Here is a 17,228-nt window from a genome sequence, read left to right as displayed (position 1 = left end):
ATATAGAAAATGAAACACTATGATAGTATCTGTTTTTTGGTAAATTAATGTCTTTAAGAAGTTAACTCCGTGAAAAATTGATCCAGTGAAATCGGAATTAAAAGGAAAAATAGAATAAGAAGAATAAAATAAAAACACAACAAAAATAAGGTAAAAAGAATTCAAAAATAGATAAAACTGTATGAAGTAATTTTTGAATAGACTCCAGAACTAAAAATTACTTCACGCAATCTTTCGAAACTACCGATTGGTAAAATGAACTTTTATATACCTCAATCATAGTGGAATCTGTTTGAACCCAAGGTTTGCATGCTGTTTGTTCAGGTCAGAAAACACGGGTTTACCAACGAAGAAAGTATAAATTTCGTCAGCTTTTGCTTCCGGATCGATGTCTTCAAACCTGTCCGGATAAAGCACTTTTCCCACAAAATAAGCATTCGCAAGCACAGACTCATAGTTGGTGCTGTAGTAGTTGTAGGGAATCACTCCATAGACCTTTTTATTCTTTACAGCCGAGAGCCCTGAGAGAGACGTATCATTCTTCAGCTCTCCAATTGCTCCTTCGTTACCAACCTGGAGAGTGCCGATATCAATAAATATGTACTCTGGATCCCAGTCTACAAGTGCTTCTTTGGCAATATCCGCATGATCTGCACCCATTCCGGATGCAACATTATTTGCATTAACCCAGAGGAATGGAGGATAAGCAGGTTCCGTTGAGATTATTCCATGGGCTCCAGCCATGCTCACACCACCAATATAGGCAGTTTTTCTTTCGGATTCCGGAATGTCGGCAGTCCTGTTTTCCAGGTCTTGCATTGTAGCATTGATATAATTGATTACTTCCTCTGCTCTTTCCTGTTTACCTACTACCTGACCCATTATACGGAGGGAACTATAGATTTCAGATTTCTGCTCTTCGTTCTTTAAAGAGCCGTAAGGGAACATGACAACAGGAATGCCAGTTTTATTCTGAAGCGCATCGGCATCAGCACCATTGCTTGCTGTCGACTGGCCACTTGTGCCGGTTTTCAGGATGACCTGGGGACTGATGGCAATTATCTTTTCAGGATCATCATTGCCTCTGAATTCCCCAATCAAGGGATAATCTTTAAGCTGCGGGTTTGCAAGGACATAGGGACGGCCCTCTACTTCGCTTTTCTCTTTTTCCAAGCTATCAACCCCTACTACGTCGTCCTGAGCCTGCAGGTATACAAGATAGCGCAGGCATCCAGCTCCTGAGCAAACAACCTGTTCCACATTTTCAGGTATGGTAACTTCCCTACCATATCCATCCGTGAGTGTAAACTCTCCAGATTCTACGGCCTTATTGGTGTCTGAAACTCCTGAAGTTTCTGATGGAGAAGATCCGTTCTGATTCGTATCAGATGTGGATTTGTCCGCGCAACCTGAAGTCACTACAAGAGCAGCAACGAGCAATCCTATTAGAATAATTTTATATAATTTAACATTATAATTAAACTTCATGTTACTTTCCTCTATTCTTAGAGAATAAAAGTATTACATAAAGTTAACTAAATTTTCTTAATTGTTATTAAATTTTAAGAACTCTCCAAAAATGAAGAGCTATTGTGACCTATAAAGCAGATGATGATAAACTTACGATGTAACCTGAACCAGCTTTCTTTCAATTAATGAAAATAAGAACCAGAGATAGTGGCTGTTTTCAGGTGAATTGACACCTGCAAAAGGTTAACTCCGTTAAAACTAATAAGGTAAAACGGAGATAAAAAAGATAAAACTAAAAATTAACACAAAAATTATTATTTACTAGTTGTCTTGAAAATTTAGTTATTGGTCATATAACCTCTGAATCGCTATATGTTGATGAGAAGCTATCAAAGATTATGCTCAATAATTAAATTGCCATGGCAATTTAATTATTTTATGATTTCCAGGCTCATATCTATCCATCTTGATTTATGGATAAGGGATCCCATCGAGATGACATCTACTCCTGTTTTTGCATAACCTTCAAGGTTTTCCTGGGAAATTCCTCCGGATGCTTCCACAATAACTGAGTTTCGAAGCCCTTTTCCACTAAGTGTTTTGAGGGTTTTTTGGATAGCTTCAGGCTGCATATTGTCCAGCATTATAATATCAACTCCCAGTTCTGCAGCGAGCACAGCGTGTTCTGCAGACTCAACCTCGACTTCTATTTTCCGGGTGAAGCTGGTTTTTTTTGCGGCTTCGATTGCGGCTTCTATTCCCATCAGTTTAACGTGGTTATCCTTAATCATAACCGAGTCAGAAAGGTTGAATCTATGAGTATCTCCTCCGCCTGCAGCTACAGCCAGCTTTTCGAACTTCCTTATGCCGGGAGTGGTTTTTCTGGTACAGGCCACCCTTGTAGTCTCGGAATACTGCCTTACCGTATCCACGCATGCCCGGGTAAGAGTGGCAATCCCGCTAAGGTGCCCGAGGAAATTCAGAGCCAGTCTCTCTGCCCTGAGAATAGATACTGCTCCTCCCTTTAGCCTGAAAATTATCTCCTCTTCTTTGAGGCAATCCCCGTCTTTAAGAGTGGTTTCAGCCTGAATTCCAAGATAGAAAAAAATTGATTCGGCTTCTTTAATTCCCGCAACAGTACAGTCTTCCTTAGTGAAAATAATAGCTTCTGCAGGTTTGTCAGGCACGATAGTGCACGAGACATCATCGTATCCCAGATCTTCTTCTATAAAGCTTTCAACCTCTTTGATAAGCATAAATTTTACCCCGCTATTTTATGTTACCAGGATTTATAAGGGGTATGGGCATTTTAGGGTGTTCTATCACTAAGAAAATAATCTCAACAGAAGGCTTTAAAAGAGGGAAAAGAATACAATACCCGATCCTCAGGCTTTTAAAGCCGGAGACAAAAATCTAAAGATCAAGGTTTATTGATCATTTACAGGAGCCTGAAATGCTGAAAATAGGAGTTATTGGTTGCGGATTTATTGGTGGACAGATTTGCAGGGCTATTGACAAAGGAGTTATTAATGCGGAGTTGTATGCTCTCTCCGACTCTTCTAAGAACAAAGTCCTGGAACTGACATCCTCCCTGAAAAGGTACAGTCCTGCCTCAATGACGATTGAGGAACTACTGAAAAATGTGGACTTTGTTATAGAAAGTGCCTCTCAAAAAGCTGTCAGGTTAATAGTACCACAGGCTCTTGAAGCTGGGCGCGATGTGATGGTTATGAGTGTAGGCGCTCTTGCGGACGAAGAACTCAGAGAAAGGCTCTTCAGACTTGCAGAGCAGAATAACTGCAAACTCTATTTCCCTTCAGGCGCAGTTGCTGGTATTGATGGAATAAACTCCGCCTCAGCAGCGGAAATATCATCAGTTACCCTTACTACCAGAAAACCGCCTATGGGCCTCGCTGGGGCTCCCCAGGTTGAAGCTCTGGGAATTAAGCTTGAAACAATCGAAAAAGAAACCCTGCTTTTTGAAGGGCCTGCCTCGGAAGCAGTTAAAGCCTTCCCCGCAAATGTGAATGTTGCAGCCACAATAAGCCTGGCAGGCATAGGCTTTGAGCGAACAAAAGTAAGAGTAATCGCTGACCCTACTCTGTCCAAAAATGTACATGAAATAACTGTAGAAGGCGAATTCGGAAAACTTTCCACAAGAGTCGAAAACCTCCCCTCCCCGGAAAATCCGAAAACAAGTTATCTTGCGGCCCTTTCTGCAATTTCCACCCTGAAAAAAATCCTGAGCCCGGTCCAGATCGGAACATGAACTGACAAAAAATACTTGAAGTTAAGATATTATATTATTTTACTCACACAGTAAAAAATGCAATATATCTTACTGGTTTATTGAGCGAAAGAACAGAGATTTTTACTTATAAATTAGTTCACTTGAGCGCAAGCATGTCACCACTTAACGATGTCAACCAGGTCGTCCAATCAAGTCGTTTTCGATCAAAACTTTTAAAAAAGGGTTTGCGCTCAAGCCATTTTGACAAAGATTGTGCTCAAGCTTTTTTGACAAGGATTGCGCCACAACCGTTGAGCTGCAACCGTTGCGTCGGTTGACCATGCCGACAGGGTTTAGGGATAGGGTCAGCAAACCTAAACGTTATTCAGGATTTTCGATCAAACCTTTTTTCAAAAAGCTTGCAGGCAAGCAGTTTTTTTAAAAGGATTATGAACAAGCAACTTTTTCAAAAGAACTGCAGGACTCAGGTGGCAACTCGGAGGCTCACAAAAAATACAATTCACAAATATTATTCACAAATATTATATAGTGCGGGAGAGTTAAGCACGTAAGCTTTCCGGAGCAAATGGCATGCGTGCAAAAAGAGCGCGCTGGATGGAATTTCCGTCGTTGCACTCCTTTTTACGTTCACTCGCCTGTTAAAACCTTACATTTAAACTGGTTATTTTAAGCTTGATCTTCAATCTCATACCCGGGTCCCTATTTTCCGGACTTTATTCCAAAAACTTATGGTGATTCCATGCAGCAAGCAGAGTTAATAGAAAGGATCAAAGAACTCAAAATAAAACGAAATGCAGTTATTCTTGCTCATTATTATTCCCGTCCTGAGGTTCAGGATATTGCAGATTTTGTTGGAGACTCCCTGGGCCTTAGCCAAGAGGCTGTCCGTCAGACTGCTGATGTAATTGTTTTTTGCGGCGTCCATTTTATGGGAGAAAGCGCTGCAATTCTCTGTCCTGATAAAACAGTCCTCCTGCCGGAAATTGATGCCACCTGCCCTATGGCAGACATGGTGGATATTGAAGGTCTCAAGAGAGAAAAAGAAAAGCACCCTGATGCCTTGGTGGTCTGCTATGTTAACAGCTCAGCTGCCATTAAAGCCGAGTCTTACATCTGCTGTACGTCCGCAAATGCCGTTGAGGTGGTAAACTCCCTGGAGGCTGATGAGGTTATTTTTGTGCCTGATAAAAACCTGGCTGCCTATGTAGAAGCCAGGACTGACAAAAAAATAATTCCCTGGGAAGGACACTGTCCAACGCACCATCAGATCCTTAGAGAAGATGTCCTGAAAATGAAGGAAAAGCACCCAGAAGCGAAGTTTATTGCACACCCCGAATGCCGCCCCGAGGTTCTGGAACTTGCAGACCATATTGCAAGCACACGAGGGATGATAATGTATGCAAAAAACTCCCCTGCAAAAGAGTTCATTATAGGTACGGAATGCGGACTCCTCCACGGGCTACATAAAGCAGCTCCCGAAAAGAAATATTACTGCGTTTCGGAATTTGCCTGCTGCCCGAGCATGAAAATGGTTAATCTTGAAAAAGTCCTAGTCTCTCTTGAAAAAGTCCAGCACGTAGTCACTGTCCCATACAATGTGAGGACCAGAGCAAAAGAAGCACTTGATCGGATGCTCGCGGTAAAAATTCGATAAGCATCTGGTGTTTAAGATCTTGTGTGTAAGATTAACTTTATTTAAGTGATGGGAAAAATAATAAGAAGTAGGTGAGAAAAAAATCTCACATACTTTATATAACGTATGTTATTCTCAGATCTTTTTCTTAGATCTTTTTCTTAGACCTTTTTTCTTAGATCTTTTCTCAGATCTTTTTCTTAGATCTTTTTCTTAGAACTTTTTCTTAGATCTTTTTCTTAAATATGCCATATCCAACAAGAAGCATGAAAAGCGGTAAGGAAATTGCCATAAGTATCCTTGCTGTTCCCATTGGATTCTTTATTCTACTGCTATTATTATTTTCTGCATTTCCGTAAAGAGCTGCTTTTCCTTCACTTCCCAGATTTCTCAGGGTTTCCTGTATTTTTTCAGCCCCATTGATATTCATTAGATTTTGCCCGGTATATTCCGTTATTGCAAAGAAGGAATAGCCAGGAGTTTCCGATTTAAAGTAAATATAATTATCATCTTCTCCAACTTTTTCCGTGTAAAGTGGCTGCCAGTCACTATCATATCTTTGAAGGACTACCTGAGTCTCATTAATGTTATTATCTTTGATCCATGCCTTCTCAACCTTAAACTCTACAAACCCACTATTAATGGAAGTCGGAAGCCCTGCTCCGCGATCTCCTACCCAGATATTCGCATATTTATAGACTGTGCCTTCAGGAGAGGTCTGGACAAGGGTGGATCTGTTTTTAAGTTCTTCTACAACTGTTGTTGTTTTTCTGAATGTTTTCTTAGGATCAAATTCAATATTTACAATGCACGTGGCATTTTTTGTAAAATCGAACTGGACAGGATAACCACTCACGATACTCATGGTAGAAAGTTCCTGAGCAGCAATATTGGTTACTGGCTCGCTGGAAACAAGATTCATACCTGAACCACTAGAACCTGAACCACTAGAACCTGAACCACTAGAACCTGAATCCTCATTTTCAGTATCTGAACTCCCGTTATCTGTACTCCCGTTATCTGTACTCCCGTTATCTGTACTTTCGGTAACTGAACTTTTAGTATCTGAACTTGTGTTATCCGAATTTTGGGTATCAGAATCCCCGCTATCTGAACTTGTGTTATCCGAATTTTGGGTATCAGAATTTCCAGTATCTGAACTTACGGTATCTGAATTTTTGGTTTCTGAATTTCCAGTATCTTGACTTGTGCCTGAATTTCCAGTATCTGAATTTTTGGTATCTGAGTCACCGCTACTTGAGTCACCGCTACCTGAGTCTGAATCTCCTTTGCTAGAATCTACGTTATCTGAATCGGAAGTTGAATTTTTATCATCCGAGCTAGTGCCCGAATTTCCATCATCTAAGCCGGAATCGGAATTACCGGAATCCGGACTAGTGCTTGAATTTCCATTGTCTAAGCCTGAATCGGAATTACTATCATTCGAGCCAGAATCAGAATTACTATCATTCGAGCCAGAATCGGAATTTTTATCATTTGAGCCAGAATCAGAATTACTATCATTCGAGCCAGAATCGGAATTACCATCATCTGGGCTAGTGCCTGAATTCCCATCGTCTACGCCTGAATCGGAATTACTATCATTCGAACCAGAATCGGAACTACCATCACTTGAGCCAGAATCCACTTTGTCCGTGTCTGAATCCCCTGTATCTGAACTTCCGCTGTCTGAGACGGAATCTCCTGTATCAGAACTTCCGCTATCTGAAACTGAATCTCCTGTATCAGAACTTCCGCTATCTGAAACTGAATCTCCTGTATCAGAACTTCCGCTATCTGAAACTGAATCTCCTGTATCAGAACTTCCGCTATCTGAAACTGAATCCCCTGTATCTGAACTTCCGCTATCTGAGACGGAATCTCCTGTATCTGAACTTCCGCTATCTGAGACGGAATCTCCTGTATCAGAACTTCCGCTATCTGAGACGGAATCTCCTGTATCAGAACTTCCGCTATCTGAGACTGAGCTTTCGTTGTCTCCTAGAGCATGTACCATGCCGGGAGCCATTCCAAGGATTGTTAGCAGTATCAATAATATATAAAATAGTGAATTACAAAAACCGGCTTTCATTTTTTATTTGCCTCCACCCACACGTCCGTAAGCAGAAATGTCTGGTACACAAGTAAGTTATTGACAAGTAACCATGTAATTTATAGAAACAATATCCGGGGGTTTACTTTTGTATATTTTTCCCAATAAGTTGTTAGTCTAAAGTTGTTAATCTAAAGTTGTTAGTCTAAAGTTGTTAATCTAAAGTTGTTAGTCTAAGACATATTCTTTGTTCCAAGCCAATATTTTAAGTTTAGTAATAGCAGAAGCAAAACATGATTTAAAGGTCGGGAATCACATTGATTACATCTGCCTGTCTCTTTGAAGCTGGCTAATACTTAACAGATATTAAGGGAAGAACGGCAAGAAATAAACTTTGTTTTACTTAATATTATCCTTTCAATAAATATACTCATAAAATTGAGTGACATCATATATACAGTTTGAGTCTTCCTACCAAGAAGAGATCGATCAGATCAGCCTCTGGAGCCAAAACCGTTAGCTGAAACCATTGAGCTGAAACCATTGACCAGCAACCGTTGAGCTGAAACCATTGACCAGCAACCATTGACCAGCAACCGTTGAGCCAAAATCGTTGCGCCGGTTTATCACGTTGGATAAAATTTGAGGATAAGGCTTTCAAACTCAACCGTTTCTCGGGGTTTTCGGTCAAGCCTTTATAAAAAAGGGTTGCGGTCAAGCCTTTATTAAAAAGACTTGCAATCGCACCCGTTGGGTGACCCAAAACGAAGTTTGAGTAAATCCACCCTTCTGGGATCATTAAGAATGTAGCCTTTCTTGCCCATAAGTAGATCCTCTTGGTTCAACTTATTATCTTCATAATGATTCAGCCCTCTTGAGCGAACGAAGTGAGCGAAAAGGGCACCGTCCTCCCGAGACGGAACTCGGGTGACGGAACTCGGGTGACGGAACTCAGGCAAGAAAATCCGATACCTTTAATACTTTATAATACTGCTTTGTTGTGATGTCTGCAAGCGTACGCACATATCTGGAGATTATGAGATACGAAAACTGTCTCATGGCAAGTTTTGCAGCTATAATCGGAACACTGATAGCTTTTAATATCCTGGCATCTAATGCCTCCAGCTCTTATAGTCCTGGAGAATTCCCTTTATTTTATTCAGTCCTTATATTACTAGCTGTATTTTTGATTTCAGGCGCAGGAAATACCATTAATGACTATTTTGATGTCAGGATAGACTCAATAAACCGCCCTGAGAGGCCGATTCCATCAGGCAGAATAAAATTAAAAGAAGCCCTTTATTTCTCTTATCTCCTATTTGCCTTCGGGACGCTTCTGGCTTTCTCAATCAACTTAATTTGCGGGATTATTGCCTTATTTAATTCACTACTGCTAATTTTCTACGCAAAAACACTCAAAGGCACTCCTCTTTTGGGAAACATGAGCATAGGCTACCTTACCGGCTCAAGTTTTTTATTTGGAGCCTCAGTTTTTGGACTTGAAGGACTCAAAGCTCTTTTTGTGCTTTTCCTGCTTGCAGCCCTTGCGATTACTGCCAGGGAAATTGTAAAGGACATTGAAGATATGGAAGGCGATAAAATGGAAGGGGCAGATACCCTACCTCTTCGAGTCGGGGCAAAAAAAGCAAGTTACCTTGCAGCACTCATAGGTTTTCTGGCCGTCGTTTTTAGCCCTCTTCCTTACCGTCTGTCGATACTTGGCCTGCATTATCTTTACTTTGTTCTTCTGGCAGACCTTGGGTTTCTTGCAGCGATCTACCAGCTTCTTGCTCGCAACAATCCTACGAAATCTTCAAAAATGTTCAAGATCGCAATGTTCTTTGCGCTCATTGCTTTTATTGCCGGGGTAATTTTTCCCGGATAAAACTTTTCTCAGCATACAGGGCATTTTCCTGCAACAAGTTCCATGGAGAATGCCTGTATATTCTCAAGCTCTTTTTCCATTACCTCAGCCACTTCTTTTTCTACCTCGCTCGCAGATCCTTTCTTCATAATGAGCTGGGCAGTTGCAATCTGAGGCTGGTCGATTGGAGTTCCGATTTCACTCAAAAGCCAGACATAAACTTCGGAGATATCAGGCACTTCACTATAGATCCGCGCTGCAATCCTGTGAGAAAGAAGGTTGTAAACCTTTCCTGTATGGCTTACAGGATTTTTACCTGCGGCAGCTTCACTGCTAACAGGACGATTTAGCGGAATTATTCCGTTTACGCGGTTTCCACGCCCTACCTGCCCGCCATCTGCATCTTCCGCAGAAGTACCGGTTACCGTGGTATAAATCCCCTGCAGCCCCCTGCCCGGAATGTCCAGAGTATTAAGAGAAACTGTCGGTTTCAGACACATGCAGCCCTCAAATTCAGACCTTGCTTTTTCTGCAAACCCGGCAGTAAATTCCTCAATCCGGTTGTTCAACTCGATTTTCTTCTTAAAGTAGGTTTCTTCTGATTCAATAAACCTATCAACAAGCGGCATTGCAACGGTCAGATGCATATCTTCCCTATGCCTGAGCCCCATAACTTTTACGTCTTCTCCTGATTCCGGATATTCCTTTTTGAACTTTCTTGAGTTAAGGTATCTCTCGCATTCGAAAACAAGCTTCTCGGTGGGGCTGAGAGGGGCATATCCAACTGCTGCAGAAGTGTCGTTTGCCCCGAGGATCTTTTCTCCCCTGCTAAAAATATCCGTAAGTTCTGCAGAACCTCTTTTTAGCTCGATCTGGTATATTAGATTTTCAGGATCCACAAAGCGGATATTATCCCGGAGCCATTGCTGCGCCGTATTGACAGCAAGCGCGGGAACATCGATTTCTATCCCCTGCGCTTCAAAAGTAGCCCTGTCCCCGATTATAAGTCTCATAGGGCTTACAACTCTGCCTCCCCCCAATTTTCCCTCCACTTCCCCTGCAACAAGCATGCCTTTGTCTATATTGTAGTGCAGGATATTCCCGAAAGTCTCAAGGTACTTCTGGCTCAACTTTACTGAAATTTGTTCCATTATGGCATCACAGATATAGTCCGGATGCCCCAACCCTTTTCTTTCTACAACCTCAACTCTCTGGCGGTAAACTTCAGATGCTTTTAATTCGTCTATAACTATGTTTCTCAAACTCTTACCCCCCAAGTCTTTAAAAGGCACAGTTCCCTTAAATGCAGTTCCCTTAAATGCAGTTCCCTTAAATGCAGTTCCCTTAAATGCAGTTCCCTTAAATGCAGTTCCCCTAAATGCATTTTCTCCTAAATACAGTTTCTTAAAATGCAGTTCCCCTAAATGCAGTTTCTTTAAATACAGTTTCCCTAAATACAGTTTTTTTAAATACGGCTTCTCTTAGATACAATCTCCTTAAAGGCGCTTTTCATTAAAAGTACGATTTAAAAAGTACGGTTTCCTTAAGGCATAACTCTTTTAAGGCTTGATAAAATTGGTGTCTACTATTTCTCACTAAGACTCATAGCTCGAGGCATTGCCTGAAGGTAAGTCCCCTTATTTAAACCTCCAGCTTCTTATCGGACTAAATTTCAAGCCTCTAATCTGACTAATTTCAAGTTTCTCATATGATAGTACCCGGATATTCATTAATCCAGGCTTTGATTTTGATCATTATTGAGTTTTGAAAAATCAAAGTTATTAAATAAATTCTATTTCTCCCGACGGCCCGTCTTTGCCTTTGCCTCGGTTTTCGTACTCTGGTTCATTTTCGTTTTCCGGAAGATGCTTCAGGTACTCCTGTATCATCATGGGAAAAACATTTGCAGGTACAAAGCGAACTCCAAGCTGTTCAGCCCACTTTTCAATCCCGTAATCGCTTGCAATTACTGCGGCATCAAGCTCCTTGGCAAGGATAAGAACATCAATATCAGGAGCACTATCAAGAATCCCATATCTCAGGGCAGCTCGATATTTGTTCCGGAATTTGCCAATGATCCCTCCAATTACTTCCCTCTCAACCTCTTCCTTATACTCTTTTTTCTTGTTTTGTGGATTTTCCATAAAGAGGCATTCAGTAGCTGCCTCCCATATCGCGTCCTCAGCTACTCCCATTCCCCGGTTAATTCTTTCCCGCATATAGGCAACATATTCATGAAAGATCTGAGAAGTTACGCTAACTCTATACCGGTCAGGAGATTTTTTTACAAGCCAGGTATCTATTTTAGCCACGACCTCCCTGTCACAGCCGTTGCGGCTTGCAAATTCGTACATCTCTTTATATACTGACGGATAGGGCACGTAGCAACTTATCCCGAAATGCAGACGAGCATCGGCTATCAGGTCAAGAATCGCTTTCATTCCCTCGCAAAGGGAAGCATAGCCCATAACCTCACGCGTCTGCAGGTCCGTTAATGCTGTAGTATCCAGCACAAATCTCTGCTTAAGCATTTTTTCGAACCCTTTTGAGTAATCTTCGTTATCGTCTTATGTATTGATCAAAGATGAATAAAATTCTTTGTTTTATTCCCTTTATTTTCTTCCTTTATAGCTTTTAAATTAGTAACTTCTTTTCTGTTGCTTGATAACCTCCATTCTACTTACTACTTTTATTTTGTTTGCTTAATGATTTCAATTCTGTTTGCTTCACAACTTTATTATGACCATTAAGCACTTTCATGAAGATAATACTGTATTTTTATTTTTCTTTTGTTTATTTAGTCCGCCATTTATTCGGGAAGCCCCCTACTCTTTGATCAAAAGAAATAACTGCAGATAATTTTAATACACATATTTTATTTTTCTTCTGATTGTGTAGTCCACCATTTATTCGGGAAACCCCCTAACTTATAGATCAAAATCAATAACTGTATATAGCTTCAAGACCTATATTTTAATAGGGAAGTTTAAAACCAGAGACTAGAAAGCGGTTTAAAGTGCATTTTTGTAAAGTGTCTTCTAATGTTGTTTCGATTCAAATACGAAAAATATTTTCGAGACGACATTATAAAAAACGTTTTTTTGTTAATCCGTATTGTTTGCTTTTCCAGCTCTGGATCGATCTTCTCGAGGTTGATATGCTGGCAAGACAACGTCGGCAGGTAAAACACAGCTTAACGGTGTGAAAAACAGCCCGATTCGTTATGAATATGAGTAATAAGCTGAAACTGGGGAATATGATTTGAGTGCAAACACGGAGACATTGAAGCCTTGTGTAGGCTCAGCACAAGGTTTGGTGAGAAATCCTCTGGACACAGGAGGCAACACAATGAAAGAGCATTGCAATATTTGTGGTCGGGAACTGCTGGAAGATGTACTGGTTGTGGACACCAGCCTGGATATGAAACCAATAAAGTTCAAAGAGGTTCATGGAGATAAGTCCGATCTGATATGCATTGAATGTGCAATTGATTCGGTTGAGAATCCACCTTTCGTATGTTCGAGATGTGGCCAACCAATCGAATTTAATGAAAAATTCTATGTATTCAGGGAGGCAACCACAAAACCAGGTGGCCCCAAAGTTAACTTTGAAGAAACATGTCTCGATGACAAACACATCTGCAGCACATGTTTTAATGAGATCATGAACCCTGAGAGTGAAGCAAAAAGGGCCTAAATGGAAAAACCCTCTGTAAACATCATTCAGCCTTCCAAAACTTTGAATCATTGGACAAGAATTGGGTTTCAGTTCCTGGAAAATCTCGCCAAGATAATACAGAACTGATTTTTCAGTTCTGTCACCCGCTTTTTCTAATTTTTTTGTTTTTAGTGTATTTCTTCTCTATTTGTTTAGAACTTCCTGTTTAGAACTTTTAGCTTAAAAAAATAATTTTTGGAAATTTTTAAAGGAATTTATCTGCGATGCGTGGACTTTAATTTTACAAAGCATAAATATTAATCTTATAAAAATAGATAATATTGACTTAATAAGCGCAATCTGATATACAAATACTGACCTAATAAGCGCAATCTGATATACAAATACTGACCTAATAAGCGCAATCTGATATACAAATACTGACCTAATAAGCGCAATCTGATATACAAATACTGACCTAATAAGCAATCTGATATACAAATATTTACCTAATAAGCATAATCTGATATACAAAATCTGATGAACTGAATGACTGATTTCGAAAGACTAAACTCGATTAATTTGTTTGATTAACTTGTTCATAACCTTGGGGGTAAGTAATTGAACGGAAGCAATGTGATCGAAATCCAAGATACGACATGGGGAGAAATGGTCGAAAGCTCTAAAAAGCCTGTTATTGTAATGTTCTACAGCCCAACCTGCCCTTATTGCAAAGCTATGGAACCTTATTTTATGAACTATGCAAAGGAATTCAAGAATTCAGCAATTTTTGCCCGCCTAAACATTGAAACAAGTCCCTGGACTGCTGAAAGGTATGGAGTTCAGGGCACACCTACGTTTAAGTTTTTCTGTCACGGAAGACCTGTATGGGAACAGGTAGGCCAGATTTATCCTTCCATACTGAAAACTGCAGTTGAAGATATGATTCATTACGGAGATGAGTGCATAAGCAAAAGCACTCCAGTTGGTCAGGATATTACAGGATACGCTTAAATCAATCTAACTGAAGTATTAGAGAAGAGTATTTTTCAATTTTTTGAGCCTTCAAGTAAGGCTCTCAAGCTTTTGCATTTTTCAGTCATGATTTTTTCAGAAATTTGTCTCGTATAACTTCGTATCTACAAGTCCATATTCATCAAAGGCTGTCCTGAAGCTTGTGAGAATGCTGAGGGTTGTGCCAAGCAAAGTTGAAACATATTGTGCTATCATGATGGTAATTTGATACTTAATGGCAACTAGAGGGCTTGCTCCCCCAAGGATCTGTCCTGTCATCATCCCTGGCAAAGTGACGATCCCCACGGACGCGATGTTTGCTAAAGTGGGTTTTACTGCAGCCCTTAAACTTTTTCGCAGGTATGGGAGAACAGCCTCATACATGCCCGCCCCAAGAGATAAGCTGTAAAGATAGCGGTTCTCGTTTCGTTTGATATCGCTATAAAAGTCACCTATCCCTACCACATTTCCTCGAAGCGAATTTCCAAGAAACATACCCGCTATAGGGATCAGGTAGCGTGCGTCAAGGAGATTCTCCAGATTAATAACGAATTTATTGAAATATAATAGAACTGCCAGGCTTGAAAAGGCAATTGCTAAAATGATAGGTGCAAAGAGTTTTTTTACATTAAGATCCACACTTTTTATTGCCGTATAGGACGCAAAGAAGATCATTATTCCTACCCAGGCCAGATTTAAAAGTCCATTATTCAGGTTAAAAATAAAGTTCAAAAAAATACCTGCTAAAAAGAGCTGGATTGACATCCTGAAGACAGCTTCCAGAGTGCTTTTTTCGAGTTCAAGCCGGATTTTCCAGCTTATGAAAAGCGGAATTGCCAGTAAGAAAAAACAGAAAATTAACGAGGTGTAGCTAATATCATAAATGGGCATTTTTTCAGTCTTCTTGGGTTTTGTTTTTTATTTATTGGTTCGTTTATTGGTTCGTTTATCGTTTTGTTTATCGTTTTGTTTATTGGTTCGTTTATCGTTTTGTTTACTGTTTTGTTTATCGTTTTGTTTACTGTTTTGTTTATCGTTTTGTTTACTGTATTATTTACTGTATTATTTACTGTATTATTTACTGTATTATTTACTGTATTATTTACTGTATGGCAATGTGCTGATTTTTCTGTAAAATCATAAATCTTAAAAAGTTGGTAGTTTGAAAATCCAATATCAAAAGAACGGAATTATAATCAGTACACAAAAAATGAACTTTGAATTTACAGCAAATTCGCAACACTGCCTACTGTATTATTTACTGTTTTGTTTACTGTTTTGTTTGAGTGTGGTTCTGGAAGTTTCTCAGGAACTGGTTTCAATATTTATTGTTTCCATCCCGTCGCGTTCCCATTCCCTATCATGGGAGACGATCAAAAGAGTCCAGTCTTCTCGGGAAAGAAAATAATCTGCAATCTTCTTTTTTAATTTCGCGTCGAGAGCGGAAGTAACTTCGTCAAGCAAGTATATGTTCCTGTTCAGGAGAAGGGCAATGAGGATTCCTATTCGCTGCTTTTCCCCACCCGAAAGCTCTTGGAAATTCTTCTCAAGAATATCGTCTTCCAGTTCTAGCTCCCGGATAAAAGCCCTCAGTTTTTCATGGTCTAGTTTTTCTTTATTTGCCCTGTAAGAAAAGATTTCGTCTAAGAGGCTTTTGACCTTTCCTTCCCCAAGGTCAGTATCCTGTACTATATAAGCAATTTCTTTTCGAGCTTCCCAGCAGGTTTTTGAATCGATTACCCGGTTCCTGAAATAGATGGTGCCTTCCGAAGGCTTTGTAAAGCCAAGCAGTATTTTTAAGAGGGTGGTTTTTCCTGTTCCGGACTTTCCCCGCAGGAGAATTTTTTGGTTTTTCTTTATGGTCAAGTTGAAACCTGAGAGTATCTTTCTGTTCTCAAAAGAAAACCCGATATTTTCGTATTTAATCAGTTCGTTATTTAATGATTTATCAGACATGTTCTTAAGATCTTACCATGAAGGTATTAATATTACCTGATTATATTCTAGCCTGATGCTTTCAGTTATTAACCTGATATAAAATGCGTAATGATTCAGAGTTCTTAGATTTTCAGGTAAAATTGTATTCTAGACCGATGGTCTCGAGTATTGCATGTGCATTTTATAAATTAATGCATAAAGAGAAAGTTTATCATATACTATGTGTTTTCAGATAATCCAATATCAGCTCAAAAATAATAGGGAAATAATAATTCTCAAAGAGATAATTCTCAAAGAGATAATTCTCAAAGAGATAATTCTCAAAAAGATAATTCTCAAAAAGATAATTCTCAAAGATATGATCTATCATACCTTTTCATGAGGGAAATCGAATGGATTGTAATACTCCAAACAAAAAACTTTCGACCCCAATCAAAGCTGCAAAGATCACCACCGGTATGAGTGTTGATGATCTTGTCAGGGAATACAAAGGCTGCGCCTTTGGAGCAGGCAGGCTGGCTGAGGCCGTAGAAATCTATTATGAAATGCTTGCTTCCGAAAAAACTACGAAATTTTTCGGGCTTGCAGGTGCCATGACTCCCGCAGGCATGAGAAACATTGTTGCGGATTTAATACGCGACGGCTACATCGATGTGCTTGTCACGACCGGAGCTAATATGGTGCACGACACTGTCGAAGCTCTAGGACTTCACCATTATAAAGGCACAGACTGTACAAACGATATCCAGTTACGGAATGAATGCATTGACAGGATTTACGATGTTTATCTTCCTGACCAGCACTTTACAGACCTTGAAGAATTTCTACAGGGCGTCTATGCCGGGCTTCCTAAAGAAAAACTCTCGATCCGTCAGGTGCTTACCGAGATCGGAAAAAACCTTGATGATGATTCCTCTATCCTGAAAACCGCAGCAGAAATGGGTGTGCCAGTTTATTGCCCTGCCCTTCAGGACTCGGTAATAGGGCTTCAGGCATGGCTATATAAAGAAGGAAACCCTCTGCATGTTGATGCATTTGCTGATATGCACGAGTTTATAGAGATCTGCTATGCGGCTGAGAGTGCAGGTGCCCTGCTCATCGGTGGAGGGGTTCCCAAAAATTATATCCTCCAGTCCATGCTTGTAACCCCCAAATCTTTTGACTATGCAATCCAATTAACAATGGATCATCCTGAGACTGGTGGTCTGAGCGGGGCAACCCTTGATGAAGCCCAGTCCTGGGGAAAAGTAGGAGAAAACGCAAAAGCCGTAACCGTGTATGCAGATGCTACTATTACTCTCCCGCTTATGGTTGCAGCTGTGCGTACACGCCTTTCAAAGAGGTGATT

Annotated in this window: 14 protein-coding genes; 6 read left to right on the top strand and 8 right to left on the bottom strand. The window is 40.2% G+C overall.

Annotated elements, in window-relative coordinates:
- Positions 1-276: 276 nt before the first annotated feature.
- The gene (locus tag MSBRM_RS04430; protein WP_048154787.1) at positions 277-1,488 is read right to left on the bottom strand and encodes an iron ABC transporter substrate-binding protein; all 1,212 of its coding nucleotides are present in this window, start codon (positions 1,486-1,488) and stop codon (positions 277-279) included.
- Positions 1,489-1,901: 413 nt separating this feature from the next.
- Entirely contained in the window at positions 1,902-2,726 is an 825-nt protein-coding gene (gene nadC, locus MSBRM_RS04425) for a carboxylating nicotinate-nucleotide diphosphorylase (RefSeq protein WP_048119556.1), read from the bottom strand.
- 197 nt (positions 2,727-2,923) lie between these two features.
- On the opposite strand from nadC, the gene MSBRM_RS04420 reads away from it, so the two are divergent.
- Complete coding sequence (locus MSBRM_RS04420; protein ID WP_080941522.1) at positions 2,924-3,739, top strand: aspartate dehydrogenase; 816 nt, start codon at positions 2,924-2,926, stop codon at positions 3,737-3,739.
- A 721-nt stretch (positions 3,740-4,460) separates the two neighbouring features.
- Entirely contained in the window at positions 4,461-5,375 is a 915-nt protein-coding gene (gene nadA, locus MSBRM_RS04415; RefSeq protein ID WP_048154785.1) for a quinolinate synthase NadA, read from the top strand.
- A gap of 205 nt (positions 5,376-5,580) precedes the next feature.
- Here the strand turns inward: nadA and MSBRM_RS18705 are convergent, their stop codons facing one another.
- Together MSBRM_RS18705 and MSBRM_RS04405 are read right to left on the bottom strand one after the other, a co-directional pair.
- The gene (locus MSBRM_RS18705) at positions 5,581-7,446 is read right to left on the bottom strand and encodes a PGF-pre-PGF domain-containing protein (RefSeq protein WP_052712697.1); all 1,866 of its coding nucleotides are present in this window, start codon (positions 7,444-7,446) and stop codon (positions 5,581-5,583) included.
- 409 nt (positions 7,447-7,855) lie between these two features.
- Complete coding sequence (locus tag MSBRM_RS04405; RefSeq protein ID WP_048154782.1) at positions 7,856-8,206, bottom strand: hypothetical protein; 351 nt, start codon at positions 8,204-8,206, stop codon at positions 7,856-7,858.
- A 204-nt stretch (positions 8,207-8,410) separates the two neighbouring features.
- Between MSBRM_RS04405 and MSBRM_RS04400 the strand changes: the two genes are divergently transcribed.
- Positions 8,411-9,292 carry a geranylgeranylglycerol-phosphate geranylgeranyltransferase gene (locus tag MSBRM_RS04400; RefSeq protein ID WP_048154778.1) on the top strand — a complete coding sequence of 294 codons (882 nt, stop codon included), beginning with the start codon at positions 8,411-8,413 and terminating at the stop codon, positions 9,290-9,292.
- A gap of 8 nt (positions 9,293-9,300) precedes the next feature.
- Here the strand turns inward: MSBRM_RS04400 and MSBRM_RS04395 are convergent, their stop codons facing one another.
- Both MSBRM_RS04395 and MSBRM_RS04385 read right to left on the bottom strand, forming a co-directional pair.
- The gene (locus tag MSBRM_RS04395; RefSeq protein WP_048154775.1) at positions 9,301-10,533 is read right to left on the bottom strand and encodes a methionine adenosyltransferase; all 1,233 of its coding nucleotides are present in this window, start codon (positions 10,531-10,533) and stop codon (positions 9,301-9,303) included.
- 519 nt (positions 10,534-11,052) lie between these two features.
- Positions 11,053-11,802 carry an RNA ligase partner protein gene (locus MSBRM_RS04385; RefSeq protein WP_048154769.1) on the bottom strand — a complete coding sequence of 250 codons (750 nt, stop codon included), beginning with the start codon at positions 11,800-11,802 and terminating at the stop codon, positions 11,053-11,055.
- A 730-nt stretch (positions 11,803-12,532) separates the two neighbouring features.
- On the opposite strand from MSBRM_RS04385, the gene MSBRM_RS04380 reads away from it, so the two are divergent.
- Together MSBRM_RS04380 and MSBRM_RS04375 are read left to right on the top strand one after the other, a co-directional pair.
- Complete coding sequence (locus MSBRM_RS04380; RefSeq protein WP_176722157.1) at positions 12,533-12,967, top strand: hypothetical protein; 435 nt, start codon at positions 12,533-12,535, stop codon at positions 12,965-12,967.
- A 582-nt stretch (positions 12,968-13,549) separates the two neighbouring features.
- On the top strand, positions 13,550-13,942 hold the full coding sequence (locus tag MSBRM_RS04375; protein WP_048119574.1) for a thioredoxin family protein: 393 nt from the start codon (positions 13,550-13,552) through the stop codon (positions 13,940-13,942).
- Between the two features lie 96 nt (positions 13,943-14,038).
- Here the strand turns inward: MSBRM_RS04375 and MSBRM_RS04370 are convergent, their stop codons facing one another.
- Together MSBRM_RS04370 and MSBRM_RS04365 are read right to left on the bottom strand one after the other, a co-directional pair.
- Positions 14,039-14,833, bottom strand: a complete 795-nt coding sequence (locus MSBRM_RS04370) for an ABC transporter permease (protein ID WP_048154766.1) — start codon at positions 14,831-14,833, stop codon at positions 14,039-14,041.
- Positions 14,834-15,247: 414 nt separating this feature from the next.
- Positions 15,248-15,808, bottom strand: a complete 561-nt coding sequence (locus tag MSBRM_RS04365; RefSeq protein WP_230669044.1) for an ABC transporter ATP-binding protein — start codon at positions 15,806-15,808, stop codon at positions 15,248-15,250.
- Between the two features lie 464 nt (positions 15,809-16,272).
- On the opposite strand from MSBRM_RS04365, the gene MSBRM_RS04360 reads away from it, so the two are divergent.
- The gene (locus tag MSBRM_RS04360; protein ID WP_048154761.1) at positions 16,273-17,226 is read left to right on the top strand and encodes a deoxyhypusine synthase; all 954 of its coding nucleotides are present in this window, start codon (positions 16,273-16,275) and stop codon (positions 17,224-17,226) included.
- The last annotated feature ends 2 nt before the right edge of the window (positions 17,227-17,228 follow it).

The sequence above is a fragment of the Methanosarcina barkeri MS genome (assembly GCF_000970025.1).
Taxonomy (GTDB): Archaea; Halobacteriota; Methanosarcinia; order Methanosarcinales; family Methanosarcinaceae; genus Methanosarcina; species Methanosarcina barkeri.
This window is presented reverse-complemented; position numbering and strand designations above follow the sequence as displayed.